Source organism: Oceanicella actignis (assembly GCF_900111545.1).
Classification (GTDB): domain Bacteria; phylum Pseudomonadota; class Alphaproteobacteria; order Rhodobacterales; family Rhodobacteraceae; genus Oceanicella; species Oceanicella actignis.
The window spans coordinates 475,582-500,328 of the sequence record NZ_FOHL01000001.1 but is presented as its reverse complement, the minus strand read 5'-3'; the positions used below and the strand labels follow the sequence as shown (position 1 = coordinate 500,328).

21 protein-coding genes are annotated in these 24,747 nt (G+C 72.3%); 7 read left to right on the top strand and 14 right to left on the bottom strand.

The annotated features are described in order from the left end of the window. Positions 1-104: 104 nt before the first annotated feature. Together panB and panC are read right to left on the bottom strand one after the other, a co-directional pair. Positions 105-914, bottom strand: a complete 810-nt coding sequence (gene panB / locus BMW67_RS02325) for a 3-methyl-2-oxobutanoate hydroxymethyltransferase (RefSeq protein WP_072748122.1) — start codon at positions 912-914, stop codon at positions 105-107. Next, entirely contained in the window at positions 911-1,780 is an 870-nt protein-coding gene (panC, locus tag BMW67_RS02320) for a pantoate--beta-alanine ligase (protein ID WP_072748121.1), read from the bottom strand. Before panC ends, panB begins: the two co-directional genes overlap by 4 nt. Before the next feature lie 195 nt (positions 1,781-1,975). Between panC and BMW67_RS02315 the strand changes: the two genes are divergently transcribed. Beyond that, entirely contained in the window at positions 1,976-2,599 is a 624-nt protein-coding gene (locus BMW67_RS02315; RefSeq protein ID WP_072748120.1) for a LysE family translocator, read from the top strand. 6 nt (positions 2,600-2,605) lie between these two features. On the opposite strand, the gene BMW67_RS02310 is transcribed toward BMW67_RS02315, so the two are convergent. Further along, entirely contained in the window at positions 2,606-3,205 is a 600-nt protein-coding gene (locus BMW67_RS02310; protein WP_072748119.1) for a hypothetical protein, read from the bottom strand. A 173-nt stretch (positions 3,206-3,378) separates the two neighbouring features. Between BMW67_RS02310 and ade the strand changes: the two genes are divergently transcribed. Together ade and BMW67_RS02300 are read left to right on the top strand one after the other, a co-directional pair. Then, complete coding sequence (ade, locus tag BMW67_RS02305) at positions 3,379-5,190, top strand: adenine deaminase (RefSeq protein WP_072748118.1); 1,812 nt, start codon at positions 3,379-3,381, stop codon at positions 5,188-5,190. 307 nt (positions 5,191-5,497) lie between these two features. Further along, positions 5,498-7,141, top strand: a complete 1,644-nt coding sequence (locus BMW67_RS02300) for a long-chain-fatty-acid--CoA ligase (protein WP_072748117.1) — start codon at positions 5,498-5,500, stop codon at positions 7,139-7,141. Positions 7,142-7,201: 60 nt separating this feature from the next. Here BMW67_RS02300 and BMW67_RS02295 read toward each other — a convergent pair whose 3' ends face one another. The 10 genes from BMW67_RS02295 to folP all read right to left on the bottom strand — a co-directional run bounded on the left by BMW67_RS02295 (position 7,202) and on the right by folP (position 19,473). Further along, complete coding sequence (locus tag BMW67_RS02295) at positions 7,202-8,530, bottom strand: CaiB/BaiF CoA transferase family protein (RefSeq protein ID WP_083581533.1); 1,329 nt, start codon at positions 8,528-8,530, stop codon at positions 7,202-7,204. 56 nt (positions 8,531-8,586) lie between these two features. Further along, positions 8,587-9,537 (bottom strand): PaaX family transcriptional regulator C-terminal domain-containing protein, encoded by a 951-nt coding sequence (locus BMW67_RS02290; protein WP_083581531.1) that lies wholly within the window; start codon positions 9,535-9,537, stop codon positions 8,587-8,589. Positions 9,538-9,585: 48 nt separating this feature from the next. Next, a complete protein-coding gene (locus BMW67_RS02285; protein ID WP_072748116.1) occupies positions 9,586-10,923 on the bottom strand; it encodes a sensor histidine kinase in 1,338 nt (445 codons plus the stop codon). A gap of 6 nt (positions 10,924-10,929) precedes the next feature. Then, positions 10,930-11,589 carry a response regulator transcription factor gene (locus BMW67_RS02280; protein ID WP_072748115.1) on the bottom strand — a complete coding sequence of 220 codons (660 nt, stop codon included), beginning with the start codon at positions 11,587-11,589 and terminating at the stop codon, positions 10,930-10,932. A gap of 573 nt (positions 11,590-12,162) precedes the next feature. Continuing rightward, positions 12,163-12,384, bottom strand: coding sequence for a DUF2842 domain-containing protein (locus BMW67_RS02275; protein WP_072748114.1), 222 nt, complete (start codon positions 12,382-12,384; stop codon positions 12,163-12,165). A gap of 4 nt (positions 12,385-12,388) precedes the next feature. After that, a complete protein-coding gene (locus BMW67_RS02270) occupies positions 12,389-13,681 on the bottom strand; it encodes an adenylosuccinate synthase (RefSeq protein ID WP_072748113.1) in 1,293 nt (430 codons plus the stop codon). 120 nt (positions 13,682-13,801) lie between these two features. Continuing rightward, positions 13,802-15,394 (bottom strand): phosphoglycerate dehydrogenase, encoded by a 1,593-nt coding sequence (serA, locus tag BMW67_RS02265; protein ID WP_072748112.1) that lies wholly within the window; start codon positions 15,392-15,394, stop codon positions 13,802-13,804. 148 nt (positions 15,395-15,542) lie between these two features. Next, complete coding sequence (locus BMW67_RS02260) at positions 15,543-16,718, bottom strand: phosphoserine transaminase (RefSeq protein WP_072748111.1); 1,176 nt, start codon at positions 16,716-16,718, stop codon at positions 15,543-15,545. Positions 16,719-17,116: 398 nt separating this feature from the next. Then, positions 17,117-18,460: a phosphoglucosamine mutase gene (glmM, locus tag BMW67_RS02255; protein ID WP_072748110.1), complete on the bottom strand. Its 1,344-nt coding sequence runs from the start codon at positions 18,458-18,460 to the stop codon at positions 17,117-17,119. Further along, a complete protein-coding gene (gene folP, locus BMW67_RS02250; RefSeq protein WP_072748109.1) occupies positions 18,457-19,473 on the bottom strand; it encodes a dihydropteroate synthase in 1,017 nt (338 codons plus the stop codon). The genes glmM and folP overlap by 4 nt, the downstream gene beginning before the upstream one ends. 222 nt (positions 19,474-19,695) lie before the next feature. Here folP and BMW67_RS02245 point away from each other — a divergent pair, with 222 nt between their 5' ends. The 4 genes from BMW67_RS02245 to BMW67_RS02230 are packed head-to-tail and all read left to right on the top strand — an operon-like array spanning position 19,696 to position 23,003. Beyond that, a complete protein-coding gene (locus tag BMW67_RS02245) occupies positions 19,696-20,025 on the top strand; it encodes a DUF2849 domain-containing protein (protein WP_072748108.1) in 330 nt (109 codons plus the stop codon). Between the two features lie 41 nt (positions 20,026-20,066). Then, positions 20,067-21,722: a nitrite/sulfite reductase gene (locus BMW67_RS02240; RefSeq protein WP_072748107.1), complete on the top strand. Its 1,656-nt coding sequence runs from the start codon at positions 20,067-20,069 to the stop codon at positions 21,720-21,722. Next, entirely contained in the window at positions 21,709-22,224 is a 516-nt protein-coding gene (locus tag BMW67_RS02235; RefSeq protein WP_072748106.1) for a DUF934 domain-containing protein, read from the top strand. The genes BMW67_RS02240 and BMW67_RS02235 overlap by 14 nt, the downstream gene beginning before the upstream one ends. Continuing rightward, a complete protein-coding gene (locus tag BMW67_RS02230; RefSeq protein WP_083581529.1) occupies positions 22,221-23,003 on the top strand; it encodes a phosphoadenylyl-sulfate reductase in 783 nt (260 codons plus the stop codon). The genes BMW67_RS02235 and BMW67_RS02230 overlap by 4 nt, the downstream gene beginning before the upstream one ends. A gap of 155 nt (positions 23,004-23,158) precedes the next feature. Here BMW67_RS02230 and BMW67_RS02225 read toward each other — a convergent pair whose 3' ends face one another. After that, positions 23,159-24,745: a KpsE/RkpR family capsule polysaccharide export protein gene (locus BMW67_RS02225; RefSeq protein WP_072748105.1), complete on the bottom strand. Its 1,587-nt coding sequence runs from the start codon at positions 24,743-24,745 to the stop codon at positions 23,159-23,161. Between the last annotated feature and the right edge of the window lie 2 nt (positions 24,746-24,747).

The window sequence follows — 24,747 nt, the reverse complement described above, 5'->3', positions numbered from 1 at the left end:
CGCGCGCTTGCGGGGCGGCGCGGTTTCGCGCCCCCCGAAGCGGCGGAAAACGAAACGCCCCGGCGCCTTGCGCCGGGGCGTCGCCATGTCCGGGGCCGCGCGGCTCAGCGGTAGACGTGATCCTCGGCGGGAAAGGCGCGGCTCTTGACCTCGTCGGCATAGGCGCGCACCGCCTCTTCGATCGCGGGGCCAAGCGCGCCGTAGACCTTGACGAATTTCGGTGGCGTCGGGTTCAGCCCCAGCATGTCCTCGAGCACCAGGATCTGGCCGTCGCAGGCCGCCGAGGCGCCGATCCCGATGGTGGGGATGGGGATCTGGGCGGTGATGCGCGCGGCCAGCGGCTCGACCATGCCTTCGAGGACCACGGCGAAGGCGCCCGCTTCGGCCACCGCCTGGGCGTCGGCCTCGTGGCGGGGCCAGCTGTCCTGATCGCGGCCCTGGGTCTTGAAGCCGCCCAGCGTGTTCGACGATTGCGGCGTCAGGCCGATATGGGCCATGACGGGAATGCCGCGCTCGACCAGAAAGCGGATGGTGTCGGCCATGCGCGCGCCGCCCTCGAGCTTGACGGCGCCGCATCCGGTCTCCTTCATCACGCGCACGGCGCTGCGGAAGGCGGCCTGGGGGCTTTCCTCGTAGGCGCCGAAGGGCAGGTCCACCACCACCAGCGCGCGGCGCGAGCCGCGCATCACCGCGCGGCCGTGCATGATCATCAGGTCGAGCGGAACGGGCACCGTGCTGTCCATGCCGTGCATCACCATGCCCAGCGAATCGCCCACGAGGATCACGTCGGCGTGGCGGTCCACGATCTGGGCGGTGTGCGCGTGATACGAGGTCAGCGCGACGATCGGCTCGCCTCCCTTGCGCGCCGCGATCTGGGGCGCGGTGATGCGTCGGACGGGTTTCTGGGCGCTCATGGGGCGTTCTCCTGGTCAGCGGGGCGGATGACGCGCTGGTCGATCAGCAGCACGTCGCCGAAGCGCATCGAGATCAGCGCCACGGCCGGGCGGCGGAGCGCGCCGCGCAGGGGCGAAAGGTCGTCCGCGGCGCGGACGTCCACCCGCGGGTCGCGCCCGCGGGGGCTGGCCTCGAGCGTCTCGCGGATCAGGCGGCGCAGCGCCTCGACCGAAACGGGGCCGCGCGCGGCGCGCGCCTCGGCCGCGTCCAGCGCGCGGCACAGGACCGGCGCGGCGGCGCGATCCTCGGGCGACAGGCGCACATTGCGCGAGGACATGGCCAGCCCGTCGGGCTCGCGCACCGTGGGCACGCCGACGATGCGCACGGGAACGTCCAGATCGGCGACCATGCGCCGGATCACCGTCAGCTGCTGGTAGTCCTTCTCGCCGAAATAGGCGGCGTCCGGGGCGACGATGTTGAACAGCTTGGTCACGACCGTGGCCACGCCGCGGAAATGCCCGGGGCGCAGGCGTCCGATGAGGATGCGCGAAAGGCGCTCGGCCTCGACGAAGGTCTGCGCGTGCGGGGCATACATCTCGGCCGCGTCGGGCAGGAACACGGCATCCGCCCCCTCGGCGCGCAGAAGGAGCAGGTCGCGTTCGGGATCGCGGGGGTAGCTGTCGAAATCCTCGTTCGGGCCGAACTGGGTCGGATTGACGAAGATCGAGACCACGACCGCGTCGTTCTCGGCGCGCGCGCGGCGCACCAGCGCCAGGTGCCCCTCGTGCAGATAGCCCATGGTGGGCGCGAAGCCGATCGAGCGCCCCTCGGCGCGCCAGCGGCGCGTCAGCGCGCGAATCTCCTGCTTGGTGCGGCAAATCTGCATCGCATGGACCTCCGACCCGCGGCGCGGCGGTTTCGCCCGGAAACCGCTTTTCGCACCTGCAATGCATATGCTGCGGCGCAGCTTTGCGCAATGATGTTGCGCGCGCGCGCCGCGCTTGCGGACGGCGGCGTTCGGCGCCACATTCTCCGCGCCGGAGAACGGCGTATCCCGAACCTTGGCCCAAGGGGTTGCCCCATGGATCTGCACACCTGGATCGCATTCGCCGTCGCGGCGGGCGTCATCGTGGCCATTCCCGGCCCGACGGTGATGATCGTGGTGAGCTTCGCGCTGGGGCAGGGGCGGCGCGCGGTGCTGGCCAGCGCGCCGGGCGTGCTGCTGGGCGACCTGGCGGCGATGAGCGCCTCGATGCTGGGCGTGGGCGCGGCGCTGGCGGCGTCGGCGGCGCTGTTCTCGGCGGTCAAGCTTGCCGGCGCGGCGTATCTGCTGTGGCTGGGCCTGCGCATGTGGCGCGCGGCGCCGCAGATGGCGCTCGGGCTGACGACGGCAAGCCCGAAGGCGCCGCGGCGCATGTTCCGCGACGCCTTCCTGGTGACGCTGTTCAATCCCAAGGCGCTGGTGTTCTTCGTGGCCTTCGTGCCGCAGTTCATCGACCCCACGCGCCCCTTCGCGCCGCAATGCGCGATCCTGATCGCCACCTTCGCCACGCTGGGCTTCGTCAACGTGGTCATCTGGGGCCTTGCGGCGGGCGCGCTGCGCGAGCGGATGACGCGCCCCGGCGCGATGCGGGCGCTGGGGCGGACCGGCGGCGGCCTTCTGGCCGGCGCCGGCGCCCTGGCGGCGCTGAGCGCGCGCGGCTGAGCGGGCTCAGTCCTTCTCGTAGGCGTAGATGTCGGTCGGCGCCCACAGCAGGCGCCCGCCCGGCTTTTGCATCTTCAGCAACAGGCACGAGGTGCTCAGCCGCTGGAAGAACACCGCCTTGAGCGCATACCAGCCCGGCTGCGGCACGTTCACGCGCACCGGGCCGGCGGTGTCGCAGGGGCGTCGCTCGTCGAAGCGGTAGATGCGCGCGCCGCCCAGCAACACCTCGAGCCCGTCATTGGACCAGAACTCGAGCGCATGCTCGCCGGCTTCGTCGAAGCGCATGTAGCCTTCGATCAGCGCCACCACGCGCGTGGCCCGGCGCGAGGTCAGCGCCGGTTCGCCCGGCAGGGTGTTGGGGTAGTCGAACCCGATCAGCGGCGGCCCCGGCTCGAGCCCCGAGTCGATGGCCCGCCAGGCGTCGGTCAGGAACTTGACGTCGCCCGGATAGGCGTAGCCCACCTTCAGCCCCGGCGCCAGATGCGCGGGGTCGGGCTGCGGATCGGCCGGGCGCAGCGTCGTCGGCGCCTGCGTCTCGCTCAGGGCGGGCAGGGCGGCGAGCAGCGCGGCGGCAAGGCCGACAAGGCCGGTCACAAGGGCTTTCATGGCGTCTCCCGCATGGATGCGCCCCGGGCGGGGCGGCTTGCGTTCAGCCTAGGCGCGCGGGCGGCGGCGGGCAAGCGCGCACGCTTGCCTCGGCCGCGCCAAGGGCGGAAACTGCGCCCGCCCGCGGCCGCCATGGCCGGCGGACGGCCCAACGAAGAACGAAGGAGCACGAAATGACCGCCCCAGCGCCCTGGCAGCAATCGGTCCAACGCCTGGTCGACGTCGCCGCGGGGCGCGCCCCGGCCGATCTGGTGGTGCGCGGCGGCCGCTGGGTGAACGTGCATTCGGCCGAGATCCTGCCCCGCACGGACATCGCCATCGCCGCGGGGCGCTTCGCCTATTGCGGCCCGGATGCGGGCCATTGCATCGGCCCGGACACCCGCGTCATCGAGGCCGAGGGGCGCTACATGGTTCCGGGCCTGTGCGATGCGCACATGCATGTCGAATCGGGCATGCTGACGGTCGGCCAGTTCGTGCGCGCGGTGCTGCCCCACGGCACCACCTCGATGTTCATCGACCCGCACGAGATCGCCAATGTTCTGGGCCTTGCGGGCGTGCGGCTGATGCATGACGAGGCGCTGGTCCAGCCCGCGAACGTGTTCGTGCAGGCGCCCTCCTGCGTGCCCTCGGCGCCGGGGCTCGAGCGCGCGGGCGCCGAGTTCGGCCCGGACGAGATCGCGCAGATGATGGCCTGGCCGGGCATCGTCGGGCTGGGCGAGGTGATGAACTTTCCCGGCGTCGCCGCGGGCGATCCGCGCATGATGGGCGAGATCGCCGCCGCCGCCGCCGCGGGCAAGACCATCGGGGGGCACTATGCCTCGCCCGATCTGGGGCTGCCCTTCCACGCCTATGTCGCCGGCGGCGCCGCGGACGATCACGAGGGCACCCGCAAGGAGGACGCCGTGGCGCGCGTGCGCCAGGGCATGCGGGCGATGCTGCGGCTGGGCTCGGCCTGGCACGACGTGGCCGAGCAGATCCGCGCCGTGACCGAGGATCGGCTCGACCCGCGCAACTTCATTCTGTGCACCGACGACTGCCATTCCGGCACGCTGGTGCGCGAGGGGCACATGAACCGCGTGGTCCGCCACGCCATCGCGCAGGGTCTGGCGCCCGTGACCGCGATCCAGATGGCCACCATCAACGCCGCCGCCCATTTCGGGCTTGAGCGCGAGCTGGGCTCGATCGCGCCGGGGCGGCGGGCCGACATGATCCTGACCTCGTCGCTGGTCGAGCTGCCGGTCGAGACCGTCATCGCCCAGGGCAGGGTGGCGGCCGAGAACGGGCGCCTGCTGGTCGAGCCGCCGCGCTTCGACTACCCGCCCGAGGCGCGCGCGACGGTGCGCATCGCCCGTCCGCTGACCGAGGCCGATTTCGACATCCCCGCCCCCGCCGGCGCGGATGAGGCGACGGCGCGCGTCATCGGCGTGATCGAGAACCAGGCCCCGACCCGCGCGCTGACCGCGCGCGTGCCCGTGCGCGGGGGCGTGGCGCAGATGGACCGCGCGCGCGACCTGTGCCAGATCGCGCTGGTCGAGCGCCACCGCGGCGAGGGGCGCGTGGTCAACGGCTTCGTCACGGGCTTCGGCTACGAGGCCGACTGCGCCGTGGCCTCGACGGTGGCGCATGACTGCCACCACATGATCGTGGTCGGGACCAGCAAGCGCGACATGGCGCTGGCGGCCAATCGCCTGGCCGAGGTCGGGGGCGGCGTCGCGGTGTTCCGCGACGGGCGCGAGGCGGCGCTGGTTCCGCTGCCCATCGCCGGGCTGATGTCCGACGCCCCGGCCGAGCAGGTCGCCGCCCAGGCCGACGGCGTGATCGAGGCCATGCGCGCCTGCGGCTGCCGGCTGAACAACGCCTACATGCAGCACTCGCTGCTGGCGCTGGCGGTGATCCCCGAGCTGCGCATCTCGGATCAGGGTCTGATCGACGTGACCCGATTCCGCCACGTGCCCGTCCTGCTCGAAGAGGGCGCCGAGCCGTGATCGCGTGGCCCGGCCGGCGCGGCGGATGAGGCGCGCGCGGCCGCGGGGCGTGGCGCGCCGCGCTCGGGCGCCGAAGGAAGCGGCCCGGGACGCCGCCGCCGGACGGGCGTGACGCAGCCACGCGGCCGGGTTTGCGCGGCGCGCCATCGCGGCGGCCCGGCCGCGCCGCCCCGGTCTGCGCGGGCCCCTCGTCCGGCGCGCGCGGCGCGCGGCCGCAACCTGCGCGCGCCGGCGCGGAACACGGGTTCACAACCGCTCGGCGGCTGATAATCTGCGCCGCGAAGAACCATTCGGGAGGAGACGGTTCATGTTCGGGGAAATGCAGGACTGGCCGCTGCGTGTGACGTCGATCATCGACCACGCGGCGAAATTTCATGGCGACCGGCCGGTGATCGGACGCTCGATCGAGGGGCCGATCGTGCGTTCGAACTGGCGCGAGATCCACGCCAAGGCCCGCAAATGCGCCCAGGCGCTCAATCGCTGGGGCATCGGGCGCGGCGACGCGGTGGGCGTCATGGCGTGGAACACGCCCCGTCACCTCGAGGTGTGGTGGGGCGTGGCCGGCGCCGGCGCGATCATGCACACGCTCAACCCGCGCCTGTTCGCCGACCAGCTCGAATACATCATCAACCATGCCGAGGACCGCGTCCTGTTCGTGGATCTCGACCTTGTCGGGGTGCTCGAGCCGCTGGTCCCGCGCCTGCGCACGGTCGAGCGCTACGTCATCATGACCGATCGCGCCCACATGCCGCAGACCACCCTGCCCGATCCGATCTGCTACGAGGATCTGATGGCCGAGCAGGACGGCGACTTCGCCTGGGTCATGGGCGACGAGACCGACCCCTGCGGGTTGTGCTACACCTCGGGCACGACGGGCAATCCCAAGGGGGTGCTCTACTCGCACCGCTCGAACGTGCTGCACGCCATGGCGTCGGTCAGTCCCGACGTGGTCGGGCTTAGCTCGACCGAGGTGGTGATGCCCGTGGTGCCGCTGTTCCACGCCAATGGCTGGGGGCTGGCCTACACCACGCCCATGGTCGGCGCCTCGGTGGTGATGCCCGGGCGCGACATGACGCCGCCCGCGCTTTACGAGCTGCTCGAGATGGACGTGACGCTGACCGCCGCCGTGCCGACGGTGTGGCTGGGCCTGCTGCAGCACATGCGCGCCAAGGGCCTGAAGCTGAGCACGCTCAAGCGCGTGGTCATCGGCGGCTCTTCCTGCCCGCGCGCGGTGATCGAGACCTTCCAGAAGGATTACGGCGTGCAGGTCATCCACGCCTGGGGCATGACCGAGACCTCGCCCCTGGGGACCGTGTGCACCTTCAAGCCCGAGGTCGCCGCCCTGGACGACGAGGCGCGGCTGGACGTGCAGACCTCGGTCGGGCATCCGCCCTTCACCGTGGACATCAAGATCACCGACGACGCCGGCGCCGAGCTGCCGTGGGACGGCCGCACCCAGGGCAAGCTGTTCGTGCGCGGCCCCGGCGTGGTCAAGCGCTACCACAAGGCCGACAAGCTGGCGGTGGACGAAGAGGGCTGGTTCGACACCGGCGACATGGCCACCATCGACCCGCACGGCTATGTGCGCATCACCGACCGCTCGAAGGACGTGATCAAGTCGGGGGGCGAGTGGATCTCTTCGATCGAGCTCGAAAACGCCGCCGTCGCCCATCCCGAGGTGGCCGAGGCCGCGGCCATCGGCGTCAAGCATCCGCGCTGGGACGAGCGTCCGATCCTGGTCATCGTGCCCGTGGCGGGCAAGGCGCCCAGCAAGGAAAGCATCCTCGAGCTGGTCGCGCGCAGCTTCGCCAAGTGGCAGGTGCCCGACGACGTGGTCTTCGTGGACGAGATCCCGCACACCGCGACGGGCAAGATCTCGAAGCTGCAGCTGCGCCGCCAGCTTGAAGAGATGGGCTACGCCCACCCCGACCTGCGCGCGGCCGCGGGCTGAGGCCCGCCGCGCCCTGTCCTCGCCCCGCGCCCGGCCGCCGCGGCGGCCGGGCCGGCCGGGTCAGTCCCCGGGCGTCTGCGCGGGCGACGCCTCGCGGATCACGCCCTTGTCGCGCAAGGCGTCGATCTGCGCGTCGCTCATGCCCAGCGCCTCGGTGAGCACCTGCCGGCTGTGCTGGCCAAGCAGCGGCGCGGCGTGGTCGTAGCGCATGCGCGCGTCCGAGAACCTGATCGGATTCGCGACGCCCGGAACCGTCCCGCCCAGCGCGTGGGGCGTTTCGATCTTCATGCCGCGCGCCTGGACCTGCGGCTCTTCGAAAGCCTGCTTGATGTCGTTCAGCCCCGAGCAGGGCACCCCCTGGCGCGGAAGGTTCTCGATCCACCAGGCGCGCGGGCGCTGGGCGATCTTCTCGGCGATCAGGGGGATCATGCGCGGGCGATTGGCGTTGCGCGCGGGGTTGGTCGCGTAGTCGGGGTGGTCGGCCATCCAGCTCAGCCCGATGAAGTCGCACAGCGCGCGGAACTGCCGGTCGTTGCCGACGGCGATGATCACCTTGCCGTCGGCGGCGTCGAAGGGCTGGTAGGGGCTCAGATTGGGGTGCCAGACGCCGGTGCGCGTCGGAACCTTGCCGCCGATGAACCAGTTCATCGCCTGATTGGCCAGCCAGCCCACCTGCGTGTCCAGAAGCGCCATGTCGATATGCTGGCCAAGGCCCGTCGCCTCGCGCTGGCGCAGGGCGGCCAGGATGCCGATGGCCGCGTAAAGCCCGGTGGTGATGTCGGCGATGGCCACGCCCACGCGCATGGGCCCGCCGCCGGGCTGGTCGTCGGGCTGGCCGGTGATCGACATCAGCCCGCCCAGGCCCTGGATCAGATAGTCGTAGCCCGGCTGCGCGGCCATGGGTCCGGTCTGCCCGAAGCCGGTGATCGAGACGTAGATCAGACCGGGGTTCAGCGCCCGCAGGCTTTCATGGTCGAGACCGTATTTCTTCAGCCCGCCGACCTTGAAGTTTTCGACGAACACGTCGGCGCCGGCGGCCAGGCGGCGGACGATCTCGCGCCCCTCTTCGCTGCGCAGGTCCAGGGCCAGCGACTTCTTGTTGCGGTTGGCCGACAGGAAATAGGCGGCCTCGCGCGTTTCCTCGCCGGTCTGCGGATCTCGCAGCCAGGGCGGCCCCCAGGAGCGGGTGTCGTCGCCGCCCTCGGGGTTCTCGATCTTGATGACCTCGGCGCCCATGTCGGCCAGGATCTGGGTGCACCAGGGGCCGGCGAGCACGCGCGTCAGGTCCACCACCCGCAGCCCCGCCAGCGGCAGGGGGCGCGGATCGGCCTGTTCGGGCGCCGGGGCGGCGGGTTGTCGGTCGGGCGCGGTCGGGTCTTGGGTGGTCATGCAAGCGGTCCGTTCTGATTGGCGCGTCGGCGCGCGGGCGATGGGGGCGGCGGGCGTCAGGCGGCGGGGGGGCCGCCGAAGCGCGCGGCAAGCGCCGGCGAGGCGGGGGGCAGGGGGCCGTCGGGGCGCCCCTCGCAACCGTCGAGCCAGCGTTCCGAGGCCGGAAGCAGGCGCCAGTAGAGCCGCCGCACCGCCGCGCGCGCCTCTTCGCCGCGCCAGCGCGCCGGGCGCAGCGCCAGCGGCAGGTCGGGGCCGCGCAGCGCCGCGCGCCGCCAATGGTGCAGCAGCAGGCAGCGCGCGGCCATGGCGTCGAGCGGATCGGACGGCGGCGCGGCGTCCAGCGCCGAGGCCAGCGCCGCGCACAGCGTCAGGGCCGCCTCCATGCGGCGTTCGGCCTCGGGGTCGCTCCAGGCTTCGGACAGCGCCTCGAGATCGGGTCGCGCGTCCTCGCCCGGCGCATCGAACCACGACACCCCCGGCTCGGCGACCAGCGGCGCCGCGTTCTCGCGGCGCGGGCGCAGCCAGGCCTCGCCCACGCGGCCGAAGCCCCGCGCCGCAAGGCGGGCGGCGATGGCGGCGCGCGCGTCAGCTTCGGGCGCATGGATCAGCGCCACGCGCCAGCCGCCGTCCCATTCGGGCGGGCCGGGCGCGTAGATGCGCCGCGCGGCGGCGTCGGTTTCGGCCTGCTTGGCGGGGGTGAGGGCGTAGAAGCTGGCGCGGCCGCGCCGCTCGCGCGTCAGCCAGCCGTCGCGCGCAAGGCGCGACATGGCGGTGCGCAGCGCTCCGGGCTCGACGCCAAGCCGTTCGGTGACCTGCTGCAAAGCCCCCAGCCGGATGACCCCGCCGCGGGGCGCCACCGCGTCGCCGAAGAAGGTCACCACCAGCGACCACACCCGCAAGCGGTCGGGGCCGGCGGCGGCGCGGGCGCTCAGCGCGTCAAGGGCGCGGGCAAGGGGCGGGCGCGCGCCGCCGCGTTCGCCCGGCGCGATGGTGTCGAAGGCGCTCATGGCGGGGAATGTGTCAGCTTGCCCGCCGCCGCGCAAGCCGCCGCCCCATCACCCTTTCGCGCGCGGCAGGGTGATGCGGACGGCCAGCCCGCCCAGATCTTCGCTGCGGTCAAGGACCAGGTCGCCGCCATAGGCCTCAAGAATGTCCGAGGCGATGGCCAGCCCCAGCCCGGTGCCCGGGGTCGACTGATCGAGCCGCCCGCCCGCGCGCAGCGCCGCCTCGCGCTGCTCGGGCGGGATTCCGGGGCCGTCATCCTCGACCGTCAGCGCGATCATGCGCTCGCGCGGGCTTGCGCGCACCCGCACGCGCCCGTCGGCCCATTTGAAGGCGTTGTCCAGAAGGTTGCCCAACAGCTCCTCGACATCCTCCTTCTCGGCGCGCACGCGAAGGCCCCTGGGGATCTCGATGCTCAGCGCCACCTCCTTGTCGGCGTGAACGCGCGCCATGACGCGGCCCAGGCCCTGGGCCAGCGGCGCCAGCTCGGCCGAGGCGCCGGGGGCGTTCGCGCCCGCAAGGCGCGCGCGGGCGGTGTAGCGGGCCATGAGCGACTCGATGCGGTCGAGCGCGTCGCGCATGACCGGCGAGGGCGGGTCCATGGCGTCGATCTCGTTGCGCAGGATGGCCGCGGGGGTCTTGAGCGCATGGGCCAGATCGGCCGCCTGGCGGCGCGCGCGGCTGATGATCTGCGCGTTGCGCTCGAGCAGCTCGTTCAGGTCCTCGACCAGGGGCTCGATGTCGGCCGGATAGTTGCCGACGATGCGGTCGGCCTCGCCCTGCCGATAGTCCCAGAAGGCGGCGCGCAGCGTCGCCAGCGGCCGCAGCGCCAGACCCGTCTGCGCCGCGCCCGCCAGGATCAGCGAGGCGCCCAGGCCGATCAGCGCGCCGAACAGGCTGCGCCGGAACTCGAGCTGATCGCGCGAAAGGGTGGCCAGCGCCTCGCCGGCCAGGATGCGCCACGATCCGGCGCCGCCGCGCGCGGCCCCCGCATCGACGGCCACGTCGCGGGCCATGATCTTGATGACCAGACCGCTGGGCGCGCGCGCGAAATAGGCGTTGCGCGCGCCGTCCGGGTCGGGCAGGCGCTCTTCGCCCAGATTGGGCGAGCGGAACACGCGCCCGTCGGGCGCCTCGATCTGCCAGAAATCCGTGGGGCGCGAGGGCCCCAGCGCGCCGGTGCGCCCGTCGGCGGGCGCGCGCTCGGGGTCCAGCGCGCCCGAGCGGATCAGCGTCTCCATCTGGTCAAGGCGCGCCGACAGCTTGTTGTCGAAGGCGCGCCGCGCGATCTCGTCGAAGGCCGAGAGCAGGACATAGCCGCTCAGCCCCACCGCGAACATGATCCAGACGAAGCCGCCGAGAACGGCGCGCGCCCTCAGCGACAGGTTCATCGCGCGTCAGGAGCCGTTGAACTGATAGCCCCGCCCCCGGATGGTGACGATGATGTTGTGCCCCAGCTTGCGGCGCAGGCGGCCGATGAACACCTCGATGGTGTTGCTGTCGCGCTCGGTGTCGTAGCCATAGACATGCTCGGACAGCTCGGTGCGCGAGACGACCTTGTCGCGATGGGCGATCAGGTAGCCCAGCACGTTGGTCTCCTGCGCCGTCAGCTGCACCGAGACGCCGTGCATGCTCACGCGCCCCGAGCGGGTGTCGAATTCGAGCCCGCCCTGGCGGAACACCGGATTCGCCTGCCCGGACGAGCGGCGGATCAGCGCGCGCAGGCGCGCCAGCAGCTCGTCCATCTGGAACGGCTTGGTCAGGTAGTCGTCGGCGCCGCTGTCCAGCCCCTCGACCTTGTCGCGCCAGCTGTTGCGGGCGGTCAGGATCAGGACGGGCGCCTTGACGCCGCTTTCGCGCCAGTCGCGGAGAATCGAGTGGCCGTCCTTCTTGGGCAGGCCCAGGTCGAGCACGATCGCGTCATACGGTTCGGTCGAGCCAAGAAAGCCGCCTTCCTCGCCGTCGGTGGCCACGTCCACGACGCGGCCCTCGCGCTCGAGCGCCTTTTGCATCTGCGAAGCAAGGACCGTTTCATCTTCGACTACCAGAACGCGCATCGAATCCTCCAGAATTCCCGCCGGCGCAAAAAAACGCCGCGCCAGCCTGCGTATGCGACGGAATCTTAACCTCAATGGGGCGCGCGGTTCAACCGAAAGGAATGCCCAAGAAACGACGAAAGCATAAGTAGCGCAAATTGGAAAGATACATGAAGCATTGTTCATCTTGCGGCGGGTTCGACGGCGCGAGAGGGCGAGACATCGTCGCGGCCTGCCCAGCGTATTGATTATGAACCATTTCTGAATGGAATTGCCGTTGATTTTCGCGCGAATTTGGGCGACAACAAGGCCGTGAAAGCTTCCGCGCCGCGCTGCGTTCCGTGCGGCGACCATGCACACTCAGGTAGCGTAGCTTTCCGCGCGCGTAGCAAAGCGCATGAAGGACGTTCGGCACCCTGGGCCGGCCGCGTGGCCGCGAGCAGGGCGGACGAAATCGTCAAGGCCCCCCACCTTGGCGAGAGAGGCTCCGGGGCGGCGCGCCCCCACGCTCGCCGGGCCCTTCCCCCAAGGGTCAGGATCAACGCAGCACCCCACCTCAGCGCCGCGCCGGAGCCTCGCACCCCTTGGCCTGGGTCAGCGCTCGTCCTCGGGCGGCTCGCGCCCCACCCCCAGAAAGACCCGGCGGAAGGGCAGCGCCCACAGAATTCCCAGCACGACGTAGATCGCCACCTCGAGCGCGATGTGCGGACGCTCGAACATGCCGGCGAGGGTGACCGCCGCCACGACGTAGAGCGGCAGCCACACCAGCAGCAGAAACAGCGACAGGCGCCGGCGGGTCTTGTGGCTCAGCGCCATGACCTCAATCCGCGAAGGGGTCGGTGACGAGGATCGTGTCCTCGCGCTCGGGGCTGGTCGACAGCAGCGCCACCGGGCAGCCGATCAGCTCTTCGACGCGGCGCACATACTTGACCGCCGCCGCCGGCAGGTCGGCCCAGGAGCGCGCGCCCTCGGTGCTTTCGGACCAGCCTTCGAGCGTCTCGTAGATGGGCTTGACGCGGGCCTGCTGCTCGGCCGCGGCGGGCAGATGGTCAAGCCGGCGGCCGTCCAGCTCATACCCGACGCAGATCTTCAGCTCGTCGAAGCCGTCCAGCACGTCGAGCTTGGTCAGCGCGATGCCCGTCACGCCGCCGATGGCGCAGGTCTGGCGCACCAGCACCGCGTCGAACCAGCCGCAGCGGCGCTGACGGCCGGTGACGGTGCCGAATTCGTGGCCGCGCTCGCCAAGGCGCTTGCCGACCTCGTCATGCAGTTCGGTCGGGAAGGGGCCTTCGCCGACGCGGGTGGTGTAGGCCTTGACGATGCCCAGCACGAAGTCGATCGCGTTCGGCCCCAGCCCCGAGCCCGTCGCCGCCATGCCCGCCGTGGTGTTCGACGAGGTGACGTATGGATAGGTGCCGAAGTCGATGTCGAGCAGCGCCCCCTGCGCGCCCTCGAACAGGATGCGGTCGCCAGCGCGGCGGCGCTCGCCCAGCACCTGCCAGACCGGGCGGGCGTAGGGCAGCAGGCGCGGCGCGACCTCGAGCAGCTGCGCCTTGAGAGCGGCGCGGTCGATGGGCTCGGCCCCCAGCCCCTTGCGCAGCGCGTCGTGATGCGCCAGCAGGCGGTCCAGGCGGCTGTCCAGCGTGGCCTCGTCCGCCAGGTCGGCCACGCGCACCGAACGCCGGCCCACCTTGTCCTCGTAGGCCGGGCCGATGCCGCGCCCGGTGGTGCCGATCTTGCCCTTGCCGGCGGCGGCCTCGCGCATCACGTCAAGGTCACGGTGAACGGGCAGAATCAGCGGCGCGTTCTCGGCCACGGCGAAGTTCTCGGGCGTGATCTCGACGCCCTTGGCGCGCAGGCGCTCCATCTCGTCCAGCAGCGCCCAGGGGTCCAGCACCACGCCGTTGCCGATCACCGACAGCTTGCCCTTGCGCACGATGCCCGAGGGCAGAAGCGAAAGCTTGTAGACCTCGCCGTCGATCACCAGCGTGTGGCCCGCGTTGTGGCCGCCCTGAAAGCGCACGATCACGTCCGCGCGCTCGCTCAGCCAGTCCACGAGCTTGCCCTTGCCTTCGTCGCCCCACTGGGCGCCGACCACGACAACGTTGGCCATCCGCCGATCCTTTCCTGTTCGGGAATTACGCGGCCTTTTAGCAGCGCGCGCGGGCGGGCGAAACGGGAAATGCGCATGGGGCGACGCGCGGTCGCCCCATGCCCGTCGGCGCGGCGCCGGTCAGAAATGCAGCGCCTTGGCCTGGCGCACCTGCGGCAGCTGCGCGATGTCGGCCAGCATGGCCTCGGTCACCGGCTCGTCCACGCCCAGCAGCGCGATGGCCTCGCCGCCCTTTTCCGCGCGGCCGAGCGCGAAGGTGGCGATGTTGACGCCCAGCTCGCCCAGCTTGGCGCCCAGCGCGCCGATATAGCCCGGCGTGTCGGTGTTGACGGTGTAGAGCATGTGCGGCTGGGGCTCGGCCTCGAGGTCGATGCCCTTGATCTGGATGATGCGCGGCTTGCCGTCCGAGAACACCGTGCCGGCGACCGAGCGGGTCTGCTTCTCGGTCGTCACCACGAGGCGGATGTAGGAGCCGTAGGCGCCCTGCGCGTCCTTGCGGGTTTCGGCGATCTGGATGCCGCGCTCGCGCGCCACGAGCGGCGCCGAGACCATGTTCACCGCGCCCTCGCCGACCAGCGGGCGCAGCATGGCCGCGGTCAGCGCGGCGGTCAGGGGCTTGAGGTTCAGCTCGCCGACGCGGCCGACATACTCGATCTCGATCTCCTTGATCGCATGCTCGGTCACCTGGCCGGCGAAGCCGCCAAGGGTCTCGGCCAGGGCGATCCAGGGCTTGAGCAGCGGCGCCTCTTCGGCGGTGACCGAGGGCGCGTTGAGCGCGTTCGAGATGGCGCCCTTCGTCAGGTAGTCGGACATCTGCTCGGCGATCTGCAGGGCCACGTTCTCCTGCGCTTCGGTCGTCGAGGCCCCCAGATGCGGGGTGCAGACCGTGTTCGGCGCGTCGAAGAGCGGGTTCTGCCGGGCGGGCTCTTCGGCGAAGACGTCGAAGGCGGCGCCGGCCAGATGGCCCGCGCGCAGCGCCTCGGCCACGGCGGCCTCGTCCACCAGCCCGCCGCGGGCGCAGTTGATCAGCCGCGCGCCCTTCTTCATCTTCGCGATGCGCTCGGCCGACAGGATGTTGGCGGTCTTTTCGGTGCGCGGCAGGTGCAGGCTGACGAAATCGGCGCGCGCCAGCAGGTCGTCGAGGTCGGCGACCTTTTCGACGCCCAGGTTCTGCGCGCGCTCGGCCGACAGGAAGGGGTCGTAGGCGATGACCTTCATGCGCAGCCCCAGCGCGCGCGAGGCGACCACCGATCCGATGTTCCCGCAGCCGATCAGGCCCAGCGTCTTGCCGGTGATCTCGACGCCCATGAATTTCGACTTCTCCCACTTGCCGGCGCGGGTCGAGGCGTCGGCGGCGGGGATCTGGCGCGCGACGGCGAACATCAGGGCGATGGCGTGCTCGGCGGTGGTGATCGAGTTGCCGAAGGGCGTGTTCATCACCACGATGCCGCGCGCCGAGGCGGCGGGGATGTCGACGTTGTCCACGCCGATGCCGGCGCGGCCGATGACCTTGAGCCTGTCGGCGCGGGCGATGATGTCGGCCGTGACCTTGGTCGCCGAGCGGATGGCGAGGCCGTCATACTGGCCGATCACCTCGGCCAGACGCGCGGGGTCCTTGCCCAGATCGGGCTGGAAATCGACCTCGACGCCGTTGTCGCGGAAGATCTGGACGGCGGCTTCGCTGAGCTTGTCGGAAATGAGAACCTTGGGCATGGGGCGTGTCTTTCGGATGGAATGATGCTGAGGGGGCGCCGGCCGTCGCGGTCGCGCCCGTGGCGGGCCGGCCGCGCGGCCGGCGTTGGCGGCGGGGCGCCGCGCGGCGGGCCGGGCATGCGGCGCCGGCCCGCTGCGGCGGCGCCGGTCAGGCGGCTTGGGCCTCGGCCAGGGCCTGGGCGAAGGCCCAGTCGAGCCACGGGGTCAGGGCCTTGACGTCGTCGGTCTCGACCGTGGCGCCGCACCAGATGCGCAGCCCGGCGGGCGCGTCGCGGTAGCCGTTGACGTCGAAGGCGGCGCCTTCGTCCTCGAGCAGCTTGACCATGCGCTTGACGAAGGCCTTCTGCTCGGCGTCGGGCAGGGCGGCGACGCCGGGATCGACGATGCGCAGGCACACCGAGGTGTTCGAGCGCGCCGCCGGATCGGCGACCAGGTTCTCGACCCAGGGCGTAGCGTCCACCCAGGCCTGAAGGGCGGCGAAGTTGGCGTCGGCGCGCGCGCGCAGCGCCGGCGCGCCGCCGATCGATTCGGCCCAGTCCAGCGCGTCGATGTAGTCGGCCACGCACAGCATCGAGGGGGTGTTGATCGTCTCGCCGCGGAAGATGCCCTCGATGAGCTTGCCGTTCTTGGTCAGGCGGAAGATCTTGGGCAGCGGCCGGTCGGGGGCGAAGGTTTCAAGCCGCTCGACCGCGCGGGGCGAGAGCATGAGCATCCCATGCGCGCCCTCGCCGCCCATGACCTTCTGCCAGGAGAAGGTGACGACGTCGAGCTTGCTCCAGTCCAGCTCCTGCGCGAAGACGGCCGAGGTGGCGTCGCAGATCGCAAGCCCCTCGCGCGCGGCGGGGATCCAGTCGGCGTTGGGCACGCGCGCGCCCGAGGTGGTGCCGTTCCAGGTGAAGACGATGTCGGCCTCGGGGCGCACGGTGGCCAGGTCGGGCAGCTGGCCGTAATCGGCCTTGAGCACGTTGACGTCGGGCAGCTTGAGCTGCTTGACCACGTCGGTGGCCCAGCCGGCGCCGAAGCTTTCCCACACCAGCACGTCCGTCGGGCGCGGACCGAGCAGCGACCAGAGCGCCATCTCGACCGCGCCGGTGTCCGAGGCGGGCACGATGCCCACGCGCCAGTCGGCCGGCAGGCCCAGCATGGCGGCGGTGCGGTCGATGGCCTGCTTGAGCTGCGCCTTGGGGCCGGCGGCGCGGTGCGAGCGGCCCAGCCACGCCTTCGCGGCGACGGCTTCGGCCGACCAGCCGGGGCGTTTGGGGCAGGGACCGGAAGAGAATTCGGGACGCGCAGGGCGAACCTGCGGCTTGGCGGGGAACGTCATCGACGCGCTCCATCGTCAGGGCGAGGTTCCTGAGTCCGCCGCCGCTCGCCCTTGTTCCGGCGACGGGCCCGCAGCCGCAATACGCTCCGGCCCCGGCGCGGTCAACGCACAAAACGTCGCGTTCCCGCAGAAAAGCGTCGCGTTTCGCCGCGATGGGAAACCATGTTTCCGATCCGAAACCGCGCGCGCCGATGCGCGACGCGACGGGCCGGCCTGCGGGCCCCGCGGCCGCGATCATGCGCGGCGCGGCCCGCGCGGGCGTCGGTTTCATGGGGGTTCATGGGGGGCGATTCGCGGGCGCGCGGCCTGCCTCGAATGCCCGTCCCCTGCGATCGGCGGGCGGGCGGCGCCTTGCGCCGCCGCGCGGCCGCGCGGGGCGGGCGGCAGCGGCGCGCGCCTCAGGCGGCGGCGTCCTCGACCGCGGCGCAGATCTCGGCCACCACGGCCTCGACCAGCGCCGGGTCCTCGCCCTCGGCCATGACGCGGATCAGCGGCTCGGTGCCGGACTTGCGGATCAGCACGCGACCCGCGCCGGCCAGGCGCGCCTCGGCGGCGGCGATGGCGCGGCGCACCTCGGCCGCGTCCAGCGGCGCCGCGCCGGGTGCGTAGCGCACGTTGCGCAGCACCTGCGGCAGCGGCGAGAAGCGCGCGCACACCTCCGAGGCCGGGCGCCCCTCTTCGGCCACGGCGGCCAGCACCTGCAGCGCCGCCAGAAGGCCGTCGCCCGTGCTGGCATGGTCGGTCATGACGATGTGGCCCGATTGCTCGCCGCCCAGGTTGAAGCCGCCCTCGCGCATGGCCTCGACCACGTAGCGGTCGCCCACGCGGGTGCGCAGAAGGCGCACGCCGCGCGCGGCCAGGTGGCGCTCGAGCCCCAGATTCGACATCACCGTGGCCACCAGCGTGCCGCCCGCCAGGCGCCGGCTCTGCAGCCAGCGCTCGGCGATCAGCGCCATGATCTGGTCGCCGTCCACGATCTCGCCCTTCTCGTCGATGATGTGGACGCGGTCCGCGTCGCCGTCCAGCGCCACGCCCAGATGCGCGCCGGTCTCGACGACCGTGCGCCGGCACAGATCGGGCGCGGTCGAGCCGACGCCGGCGTTGATGTTCAGCCCGTTCGGCTCGACCCCGATCTTGATGACCTCGGCGCCCAGCTCCCACAGCACGGCGGGCGCGGTCTTGTAGGCGGCGCCGTTGGCGCAGTCGAGCACCACGCGCAGCCCGTCCAGCCGCAGATGGCGCGGGAAGGTGGCCTTGGCCGCCTCGATGTAGCGGCCCAGCGCGTCGTCGATGCGCTTGGCGCGGCCCAGATCGGCGGCGTCCGCCAGGGCGATGGGGCGCTCCATCATCGCCTCGATCTCGGCCTCGACCTTGTCCGACAGCTTGAACCCGTCGGGGCCGAACAGCTTGATGCCGTTGTCGTGGAACGGGTTGTGCGAGGCCGAGATCATCACCCCCGCATCCGCGCGCAGCGACTTGGTCAGCATGCCGACGGCCGGGGTCGGGGCCGGGCCCAGCAGGAACACGTCCATGCCGACCGAGACGAAGCCCGCCGTCAGCGCCGATTCGATCATGTAGCCCGAAAGCCGCGTGTCCTTGCCGATCACCACCCGGTGACGATGGCGCCCGCGCAGGAAACGCCGCCCCGCCGCCTGGCCCAGCTTCATGGCGATCTCGGCGGTCATGGGATGCTCGTTGGCGCGCCCGCGCACGCCGTCGGTGCCGAAAAGCTTGCGGGTCATGGGTTTTCTCCGTGACGGATGGCGCGCCAGACGGCGACGGCCTGGGCGGTCTGGGCGACGTCGTGCACGCGCAGGATCTGCACGCCCTGCGCAAGCCCCGCGAGCCCGGCGGCGATCGAGCCGGGGGCGCGGCGGGCGGGGTCGGCCTCGCCCGACAGGGCGCCGATGAAGCTCTTGCGCGAAACGCCGAGCAGGATCGCGCAGCCCAGCCCGTGAAACAGCGACAGCCCGCGCAGCAGCGCCAGGTTGTGCGCCAGGGTCTTGCCGAAGCCGATGCCCGGATCGACTAGAATGCGCGCGCGCGCGATCCCGGCGGCCTCGCAGGCGGCCACGCGCGCGGCCAGCCAGTCGTAGACGTCCAGCAGAACGTCGTCGTAGCGCGGGTTGCGCTGCATGGTCTGCGGATCGCCCTGCGCATGCATCAGGCACACCGGGCCGCCCAGCTCGGCGGCGGCGGCCAGGCTGTCGGGGGCGAAGGTCAGGGCGCTGACGTCGTTGTAGAGCGCGGCGCCCGCGGCGAAGGCGGCGCGGGCGACCTCGGGCTTGCGCGTGTCGATCGACAGCGGCGCCGCGCCGCGCAGCGCCGCGATGACGGGCAGGACGCGGGCGGCCTCTTCCCCGGCGGGGATCTCGGCGGCGCCGGGGCGGGTCGATTCTCCGCCGATGTCCAGAATGTCGGCGCCTTCGGCCAGCATCCGCCGCCCGGCATCGGCCGCGGCCTCGGCCGCCAGGTGCCGCCCGCCGTCCGAGAAGCTGTCGGGCGTGACGTTGATGACTCCCATGATCCGCGGACGGTCCAGCGTCAGCCCGCAGATCGGCGCGCGCGGGGCGGTCAGGCGCTCGAGCAGGTCGTCGGGCAGCGCGCGCGCGGGCACGACGCGCGGGGGCGCCGAGCGCGACAGGATCTGCGCGAAGGCGAAGCGCACCGGCCCGCCGGCCAGCGGCAGCGTCTGGTCGTCGCCAAGCGCCGGGTCGGCGGGGATGGGGCGGGCGTAGAGGGCGCGCTCGGTCATCTGGCCTCCTGTGTCAGGCAAAGCGGTTAGCGCCGCGCGGGGCGGGGGTCCAGTCCCAAAGCCCGCGGCGCGGGTTAAAACATTGCTTGGCTGTGAAATAAATGTTGAGCGCAAAGACGTATGTGAAATATTGAGAACCACATCGAACAGGCATAGTTTCCTGCCTGCGGCCCCCCGCGCCGCGGCGCGACCGGGGGCAGGAAAGCGAAGGAAGACCAAGCCATGGCGAAACGCTTCAATCCCGTCGTCCTGACCGCCAACGCGCTCGAATCGGGCGCGCCGCTCTGGTGGACCGGCGCCGGCTGGTCCGAGAGCTTCGCCGATGCGCGCGTCGCGACGACGCCCGAGCAGGCGGCCACGCTCCAGGCGCTGGCGGACACGCCGCTCATGCAGGCCGCGACGGTCGGCCCCTGTCTGGTCGAGGTGGTCGAAGAGGACGGCGCCTGGCGGCCCGCCTCGCGCCGCGAAGCCATCCGCGCCTCGCGCAGTCCGACCTTCGCCTACGGTCCCGAAGCCGCATCCCGGCGCGGCCCCGGCGCCCGCGCCGCCTGAGCGCCCCCAAGCCCGCCGCGCCACACCGACGGAGACGCCGCATGTATCGCTATGACGAATTCGACGCCGCTTTCGTGGCCCAGCGCGCCGCCCAGTTCCGCGAGCAGGTGCGCCGGCGCCTGTCGGGCGCGCTGACCGAGGACGAGTTCCGCCCCCTGCGCCTGATGAACGGCGTCTATCTGCAGCTGCACGCCTACATGCTGCGCGTGGCGATCCCCTACGGGACGCTCGACGCCGAGCAGATGCGCATGCTTGCCCATGTGGCCGAGAAATACGACCGCGGCTACGGCCACTTCACCACGCGCCAGAACATCCAGTTCAACTGGCCGCAGCTCAAGGACATTCCCGACATCCTCGACGATCTGGCCGGCGTGCGGATGCACGCGATCCAGACCTCGGGCAACTGCATCCGCAACGTGACCTCGGACCCGCTGGCCGGCGTCGCCGCCGACGAGATCGAGGATCCCCGCCCCACGGCCGAGCTGATCCGCCAGTGGTCCAGCCTGCACCCCGAGTTCACCTTCCTGGGCCGCAAGTTCAAGATCGCCGTCACCGGCGCCGAGAACGACCGCGCCGCGGTGGCGGTGCATGACGTGGGCCTGCGCATCGTGCGCGGCCCGGACGGCGAGATCGGCTATCGCGTGCTGGTCGGCGGCGGTCTGGGGCGCACGCCCATGATCGCCAAGACGCTGCGCGAGTTCCTGCCCCGCGCGCATCTGCTGCCCTATCTGGAGGCGACGCTGCGCGTCTACAACCTGCTGGGCCGGCGCGACAACAAATACAAGGCGCGCATCAAGATCCTGGTGCACGAGATGGGAATCGACGCCTTCCGCGCCGCGGTCGAGGACGAGTTCGCGCGCCTCGACCCCGAGGCGAGCGCGCCCGATCCGGCCGAGGTCGCGCGCATCGCGGCCTATTTCGCGCCCCCCGCCTATCCCGAGCTGCCCGACGCGTGCCCCGCGCTCGAGCGCGCGCGCCGCGCGCATCCCGAGTTCGACGCCTGGGTGCGGCGCAACGTTCACCCGCACAAGGTTCCCGGCCATGCGGCGGCCACGATCTCGCTCAAGCCCATCGGCGGCGCGCCCGGCGACGCCACGGCCGAGCAGATGCGCCTGATGGCCGACGTGGCCGAGCGCCACTCGATGGGCGAGCTGCGCATCACGCACGAGCAGAACGTCGTGCTGCCCCATCTGCGCAAGGACGAGCTGTTCCAGGTCTGGCGGATGCTGGCCTCGCAGGGGCTGGATGCGCCCAATCGGGGGCTGGTGACCGACATCATCGCCTGCCCGGGGCTGGATTACTGCGCGCTGGCGACCGCGCGCTCGATCCCCGTGGCGCAGGCGATCTCGCGGCGCTTCGCCGATCCGGCGCTGCAAGAGCGCATCGGCCCGCTGGCGATCAAGATCTCGGGCTGCATCAACGCCTGCGGCCACCATCATGTCGGGCATATCGGCATTCTGGGGCTCGATAAGGCCGGGGTCGAAAGCTACCAGATCACGCTCGGGGGCGATCCGACCGACGACGCCGCGCTGGGCGAGCGCACGGGGCCGGGCTTCGCCTTCGACCAGGTGCCCGACGTGGTCGAGACCCTCGTGCGCCGGTATCTCGAGCTGCGCCAGCCCGGCGAGACCTTCCTGCAAACCTATCGCCGTCTGGGCATGACCCCGTTCAAGGAGGCCCTCTATGCCGCTGCTTGACGATACGGGCTTCGTTCCCGACCCGTGGACCCGGCTCGCCGACGACCGTCCCGCCCCCGAGGGCGCGCGCGTGATCGTGTCGCTTGCGCGCCTGCGCGAGCAGGGGCCGCCCGCCGGCGCAGCCGCGCTGGGCGTGCATGTCGCGCCCGAGGACGACCCCGAGGCCGTCGCCGAAGCCGCCGCGCGCGCGGCGCTGATCTCGGTGGGCTTTTCCAGCTTCGCCGACGGGCGCGGGTTCTCGGTGGCCCGGCGCCTGCGCGCCGCGGGCTTTGCCGGCGAGCTGCGCGCCTTCGGGCCGCTGATCGCCGATCAGTTCGCCGCCCTGCGCGCCTGCGGCTTCGACGCCGTCGAGATCCCCGAGGCGCTGGCCGCCCGCCAGGACGAGGCGCAGTGGCTGGCCGCGGCGCGCAGCATGACGCTGGGCTACCAGCGCGGCTACGCGCTGCCCGGGCGCAACATTCTGGAGGCGCGCCGCGCCGCGCGCGAGGAGGCCGCAAGATGACCGCACCCGCCAGCATCGACCAGGCCGGCGCCGCGCCGGCCGCGCCCAGCCTGCTGCACCGCCATGCCGAGCGGCGCGCGGCCGCGCTCAACCGCCTCAACGCCGGCAAGTCGGCGCAGGAGCTGCTGGCCGACGCGATTCTCGAAGAGTTCCGCGGCCGCATCGCGCTGGTGTCCTCGTTCGGGGCCGAAAGCGCGGCGCTGCTGCATCTCGTGGCCGAGGTCGATCCCTCGACGCCGGTCCTGTTCCTCGAGACCGGGATGCTGTTCCCGGCCACCCTGGCCTACCAGAAGGATCTGGCCGAGCGGCTGGGCCTGACCGACGTGCGGCTGATCCGCCCCGATCCGGCGGATCTGCGCGCCGAGGACCCCGACGGCGCGCTGCACCAGACGGACCCGGACGCGTGCTGCGATCTGCGCAAGACGCGCCCGCTCGAGCGCGCGCTGGCGCCGTTCGACGCCTGGATCACCGGGCGCAAGCGCTTCCAGTCGGCCGAGCGCGCGCGGCTCGAGTTCTACGAGACCGACGCCGCCGGGCGCATCAAGCTCAATCCGCTGGCCGACTGGGATGCGCGGCGCATCCGCGCGCATATGGAGGCGCACGACCTGCCGCTGCACCCGCTGGCCACCGAGCGCTTCCCCTCGCTGGGCTGCGCGCCGTGCACCACCCCGGTCGCCGAGGGCGAGGACCCGCGCGCGGGCCGTTGGCGCGGGCGCGACAAGACCGAGTGCGGCATCCACATCGTCAACGGCAACGTGGTGCGCCGCTCGGCCGCCTGAGACGGCGCCCGCCGCGCGGCGGGGAAGGGATGACGGCCGGCCCGCGCGGGCCGGCCGTTCGCGTTCGGGCCGAACGGTCGCGGCGGACGCGCCGAAGGCCCGCCGGCGGGCCGCCGAGCCCGCCCGCCCGACGGCCCGACGCCGCCAGCCGGGCCTCAGCGCCGGTCGCGGATCGAGCCGATGATCAGCAGCGTGATCGCCCAGACCAGCAGAGACACGAAGGCCACGGCGATGGTCCACATGAGCCGGTCGGGGTATTCGGCCTCTTGCGCGCGGGTGGGGGCGATGTGGGTGGCCAGGTAGCGCTGGGCGCGGCGGGCGTCGGCGCGCGCCGCCTCGACCGCCGCCAGCGCCGAGGTATACATGTTCTCGGCGAAATTCAGCTCGACGGTCAGCTGCTCCTGCGCGCCGGCGGCCGAGGTCAGCGAGCCGTCGCCGTCGCGCTCGCGCGCGGCGGCCTCGGGGTCGGCCGAGGCGATGCGCTCCTGCTCGCGGCGGATCTGCTCGTCCAGGCTGGCCATCTGCCGGCGCAGCGCCGCAAGGGCGGGGCTTTCGGCGCCCAGAAGGTCCTTGCGGCTGTCATAGTCGGCCTGCAGCGCCGCGCGCTGGGCGCGCAGCTGCGAGATCAGCGCCATGGCCTGCGCGATGTCCTGCGTCACGTCCACCGAGCGTTCCGACAGCCGGAACTCCTGCAGCTTGCGCCGCGCCTCCCGCACGCGCGCCTCGGCGTCGGCCAGATCGGCCAGGGCGTAGCGCACCGCGTCGGCGCGGGCCTTGACCGACAGCTCGTTGATGAGCCGCGCGCTCTCGTCCAGCACCGCCTGCGCCACGCGCTGGGCGTCGTCGGGGTCGAAGGCGCGGGTCTGGACGTAGATGATCCCGCTTGCGTTGTCGTAGCTGACCGTGACCGCCAGGTTCCAGTAGAACACCTTCTCTTCGATCGAGCGGCCGCGCCCGAGGCGGAAAAGCGGATCGGCGTCGGGGTGGTTGTAGATCTTTTCGAGGTCCAGCTTGCGGTCGATGATCTCGACCAGCGGCTGGCTTTGCAGATACTCGAACAGCATCTGGCTGTCGGCCGCGGTGGAATCGGCCGCGCCGCCCAGCAGTTCGGTCATCGGGCTGGGCAGGGTCTGGTCCAGGCTGCGCACGGCGAAGCTGGTCTCGGAGGCGTATTGATCGGCCGCCTGCGTCCACAGATACCAGCCCGCCAGCCCCGAGGGCAGCAGCACCATCACGACGAAGCTGAGCCAGAACAGGGCCGCGCGCAGCCGCCGGCTCAGCCCCGCCCGGCGGCCCGTTTCGGGCGCGCCGGTCTCGATGATGACCGTCGGGCGCAGCGGCCGGGGGCCGTCGACGTTTCCGCCGCGAAGGCGCCCGCGCGCCGCCTCGGCCGGCGCGCCGGATCCGGCGCCGGCGGCCAGCCCGCCGCCCTCGCCGCCATCCTGGCGCCGGGGGCGAGCCGGGTTTCCTCGGGCCGCGAGGGGGCCGCCCTTTCCGGCGCCGGGGCCCCTTGCGCCCCCGCGCCCCGGACCCTTGGCGCCCTGGCCGGCCTTGCCCCCGCCCGAGACCCCGCCCGAGCCCGCGCCCCCGCCCTGGCCCCCGGGCGCGCCGCCCTTGCGGCCGGGGCCCCCCTGGCCGCCGCGGCCCAGGCGCGCCAGGCGGCGGGCGCGGCGCGCGGCGCGGCGCTCGGCCTGATCGGGCGCCGCGTCGTCGGCGGCGGGCGGGCGCGTGTCGTCCGTCATGC

What these genes read in the sequence shown, in the direction of transcription:
- panB (WP_072748122.1), bottom strand. Translation starts at nt 914, where the DNA reads ATGAGCGCCCAGAAACCCGTCCGACGCATCACCGCGCCCCAGATCGCG.
- panC (WP_072748121.1), bottom strand. Translation starts at nt 1,780, where the DNA reads ATGCAGATTTGCCGCACCAAGCAGGAGATTCGCGCGCTGACGCGCCGC.
- BMW67_RS02315 (WP_072748120.1), top strand. Translation starts at nt 1,976, where the DNA reads ATGGATCTGCACACCTGGATCGCATTCGCCGTCGCGGCGGGCGTCATC.
- BMW67_RS02310 (WP_072748119.1), bottom strand. Translation starts at nt 3,205, where the DNA reads ATGAAAGCCCTTGTGACCGGCCTTGTCGGCCTTGCCGCCGCGCTGCTC.
- ade (WP_072748118.1), top strand. Translation starts at nt 3,379, where the DNA reads ATGACCGCCCCAGCGCCCTGGCAGCAATCGGTCCAACGCCTGGTCGAC.
- BMW67_RS02300 (WP_072748117.1), top strand. Translation starts at nt 5,498, where the DNA reads ATGTTCGGGGAAATGCAGGACTGGCCGCTGCGTGTGACGTCGATCATC.
- BMW67_RS02295 (WP_083581533.1), bottom strand. Translation starts at nt 8,530, where the DNA reads ATGACCACCCAAGACCCGACCGCGCCCGACCGACAACCCGCCGCCCCG.
- BMW67_RS02290 (WP_083581531.1), bottom strand. Translation starts at nt 9,537, where the DNA reads ATGAGCGCCTTCGACACCATCGCGCCGGGCGAACGCGGCGGCGCGCGC.
- BMW67_RS02285 (WP_072748116.1), bottom strand. Translation starts at nt 10,923, where the DNA reads ATGAACCTGTCGCTGAGGGCGCGCGCCGTTCTCGGCGGCTTCGTCTGG.
- BMW67_RS02280 (WP_072748115.1), bottom strand. Translation starts at nt 11,589, where the DNA reads ATGCGCGTTCTGGTAGTCGAAGATGAAACGGTCCTTGCTTCGCAGATG.
- BMW67_RS02275 (WP_072748114.1), bottom strand. Translation starts at nt 12,384, where the DNA reads ATGGCGCTGAGCCACAAGACCCGCCGGCGCCTGTCGCTGTTTCTGCTG.
- BMW67_RS02270 (WP_072748113.1), bottom strand. Translation starts at nt 13,681, where the DNA reads ATGGCCAACGTTGTCGTGGTCGGCGCCCAGTGGGGCGACGAAGGCAAG.
- serA (WP_072748112.1), bottom strand. Translation starts at nt 15,394, where the DNA reads ATGCCCAAGGTTCTCATTTCCGACAAGCTCAGCGAAGCCGCCGTCCAG.
- BMW67_RS02260 (WP_072748111.1), bottom strand. Translation starts at nt 16,718, where the DNA reads ATGACGTTCCCCGCCAAGCCGCAGGTTCGCCCTGCGCGTCCCGAATTC.
- glmM (WP_072748110.1), bottom strand. Translation starts at nt 18,460, where the DNA reads ATGACCCGCAAGCTTTTCGGCACCGACGGCGTGCGCGGGCGCGCCAAC.
- folP (WP_072748109.1), bottom strand. Translation starts at nt 19,473, where the DNA reads ATGACCGAGCGCGCCCTCTACGCCCGCCCCATCCCCGCCGACCCGGCG.
- BMW67_RS02245 (WP_072748108.1), top strand. Translation starts at nt 19,696, where the DNA reads ATGGCGAAACGCTTCAATCCCGTCGTCCTGACCGCCAACGCGCTCGAA.
- BMW67_RS02240 (WP_072748107.1), top strand. Translation starts at nt 20,067, where the DNA reads ATGTATCGCTATGACGAATTCGACGCCGCTTTCGTGGCCCAGCGCGCC.
- BMW67_RS02235 (WP_072748106.1), top strand. Translation starts at nt 21,709, where the DNA reads ATGCCGCTGCTTGACGATACGGGCTTCGTTCCCGACCCGTGGACCCGG.
- BMW67_RS02230 (WP_083581529.1), top strand. Translation starts at nt 22,221, where the DNA reads ATGACCGCACCCGCCAGCATCGACCAGGCCGGCGCCGCGCCGGCCGCG.
- BMW67_RS02225 (WP_072748105.1), bottom strand. Translation starts at nt 24,745, where the DNA reads ATGACGGACGACACGCGCCCGCCCGCCGCCGACGACGCGGCGCCCGAT.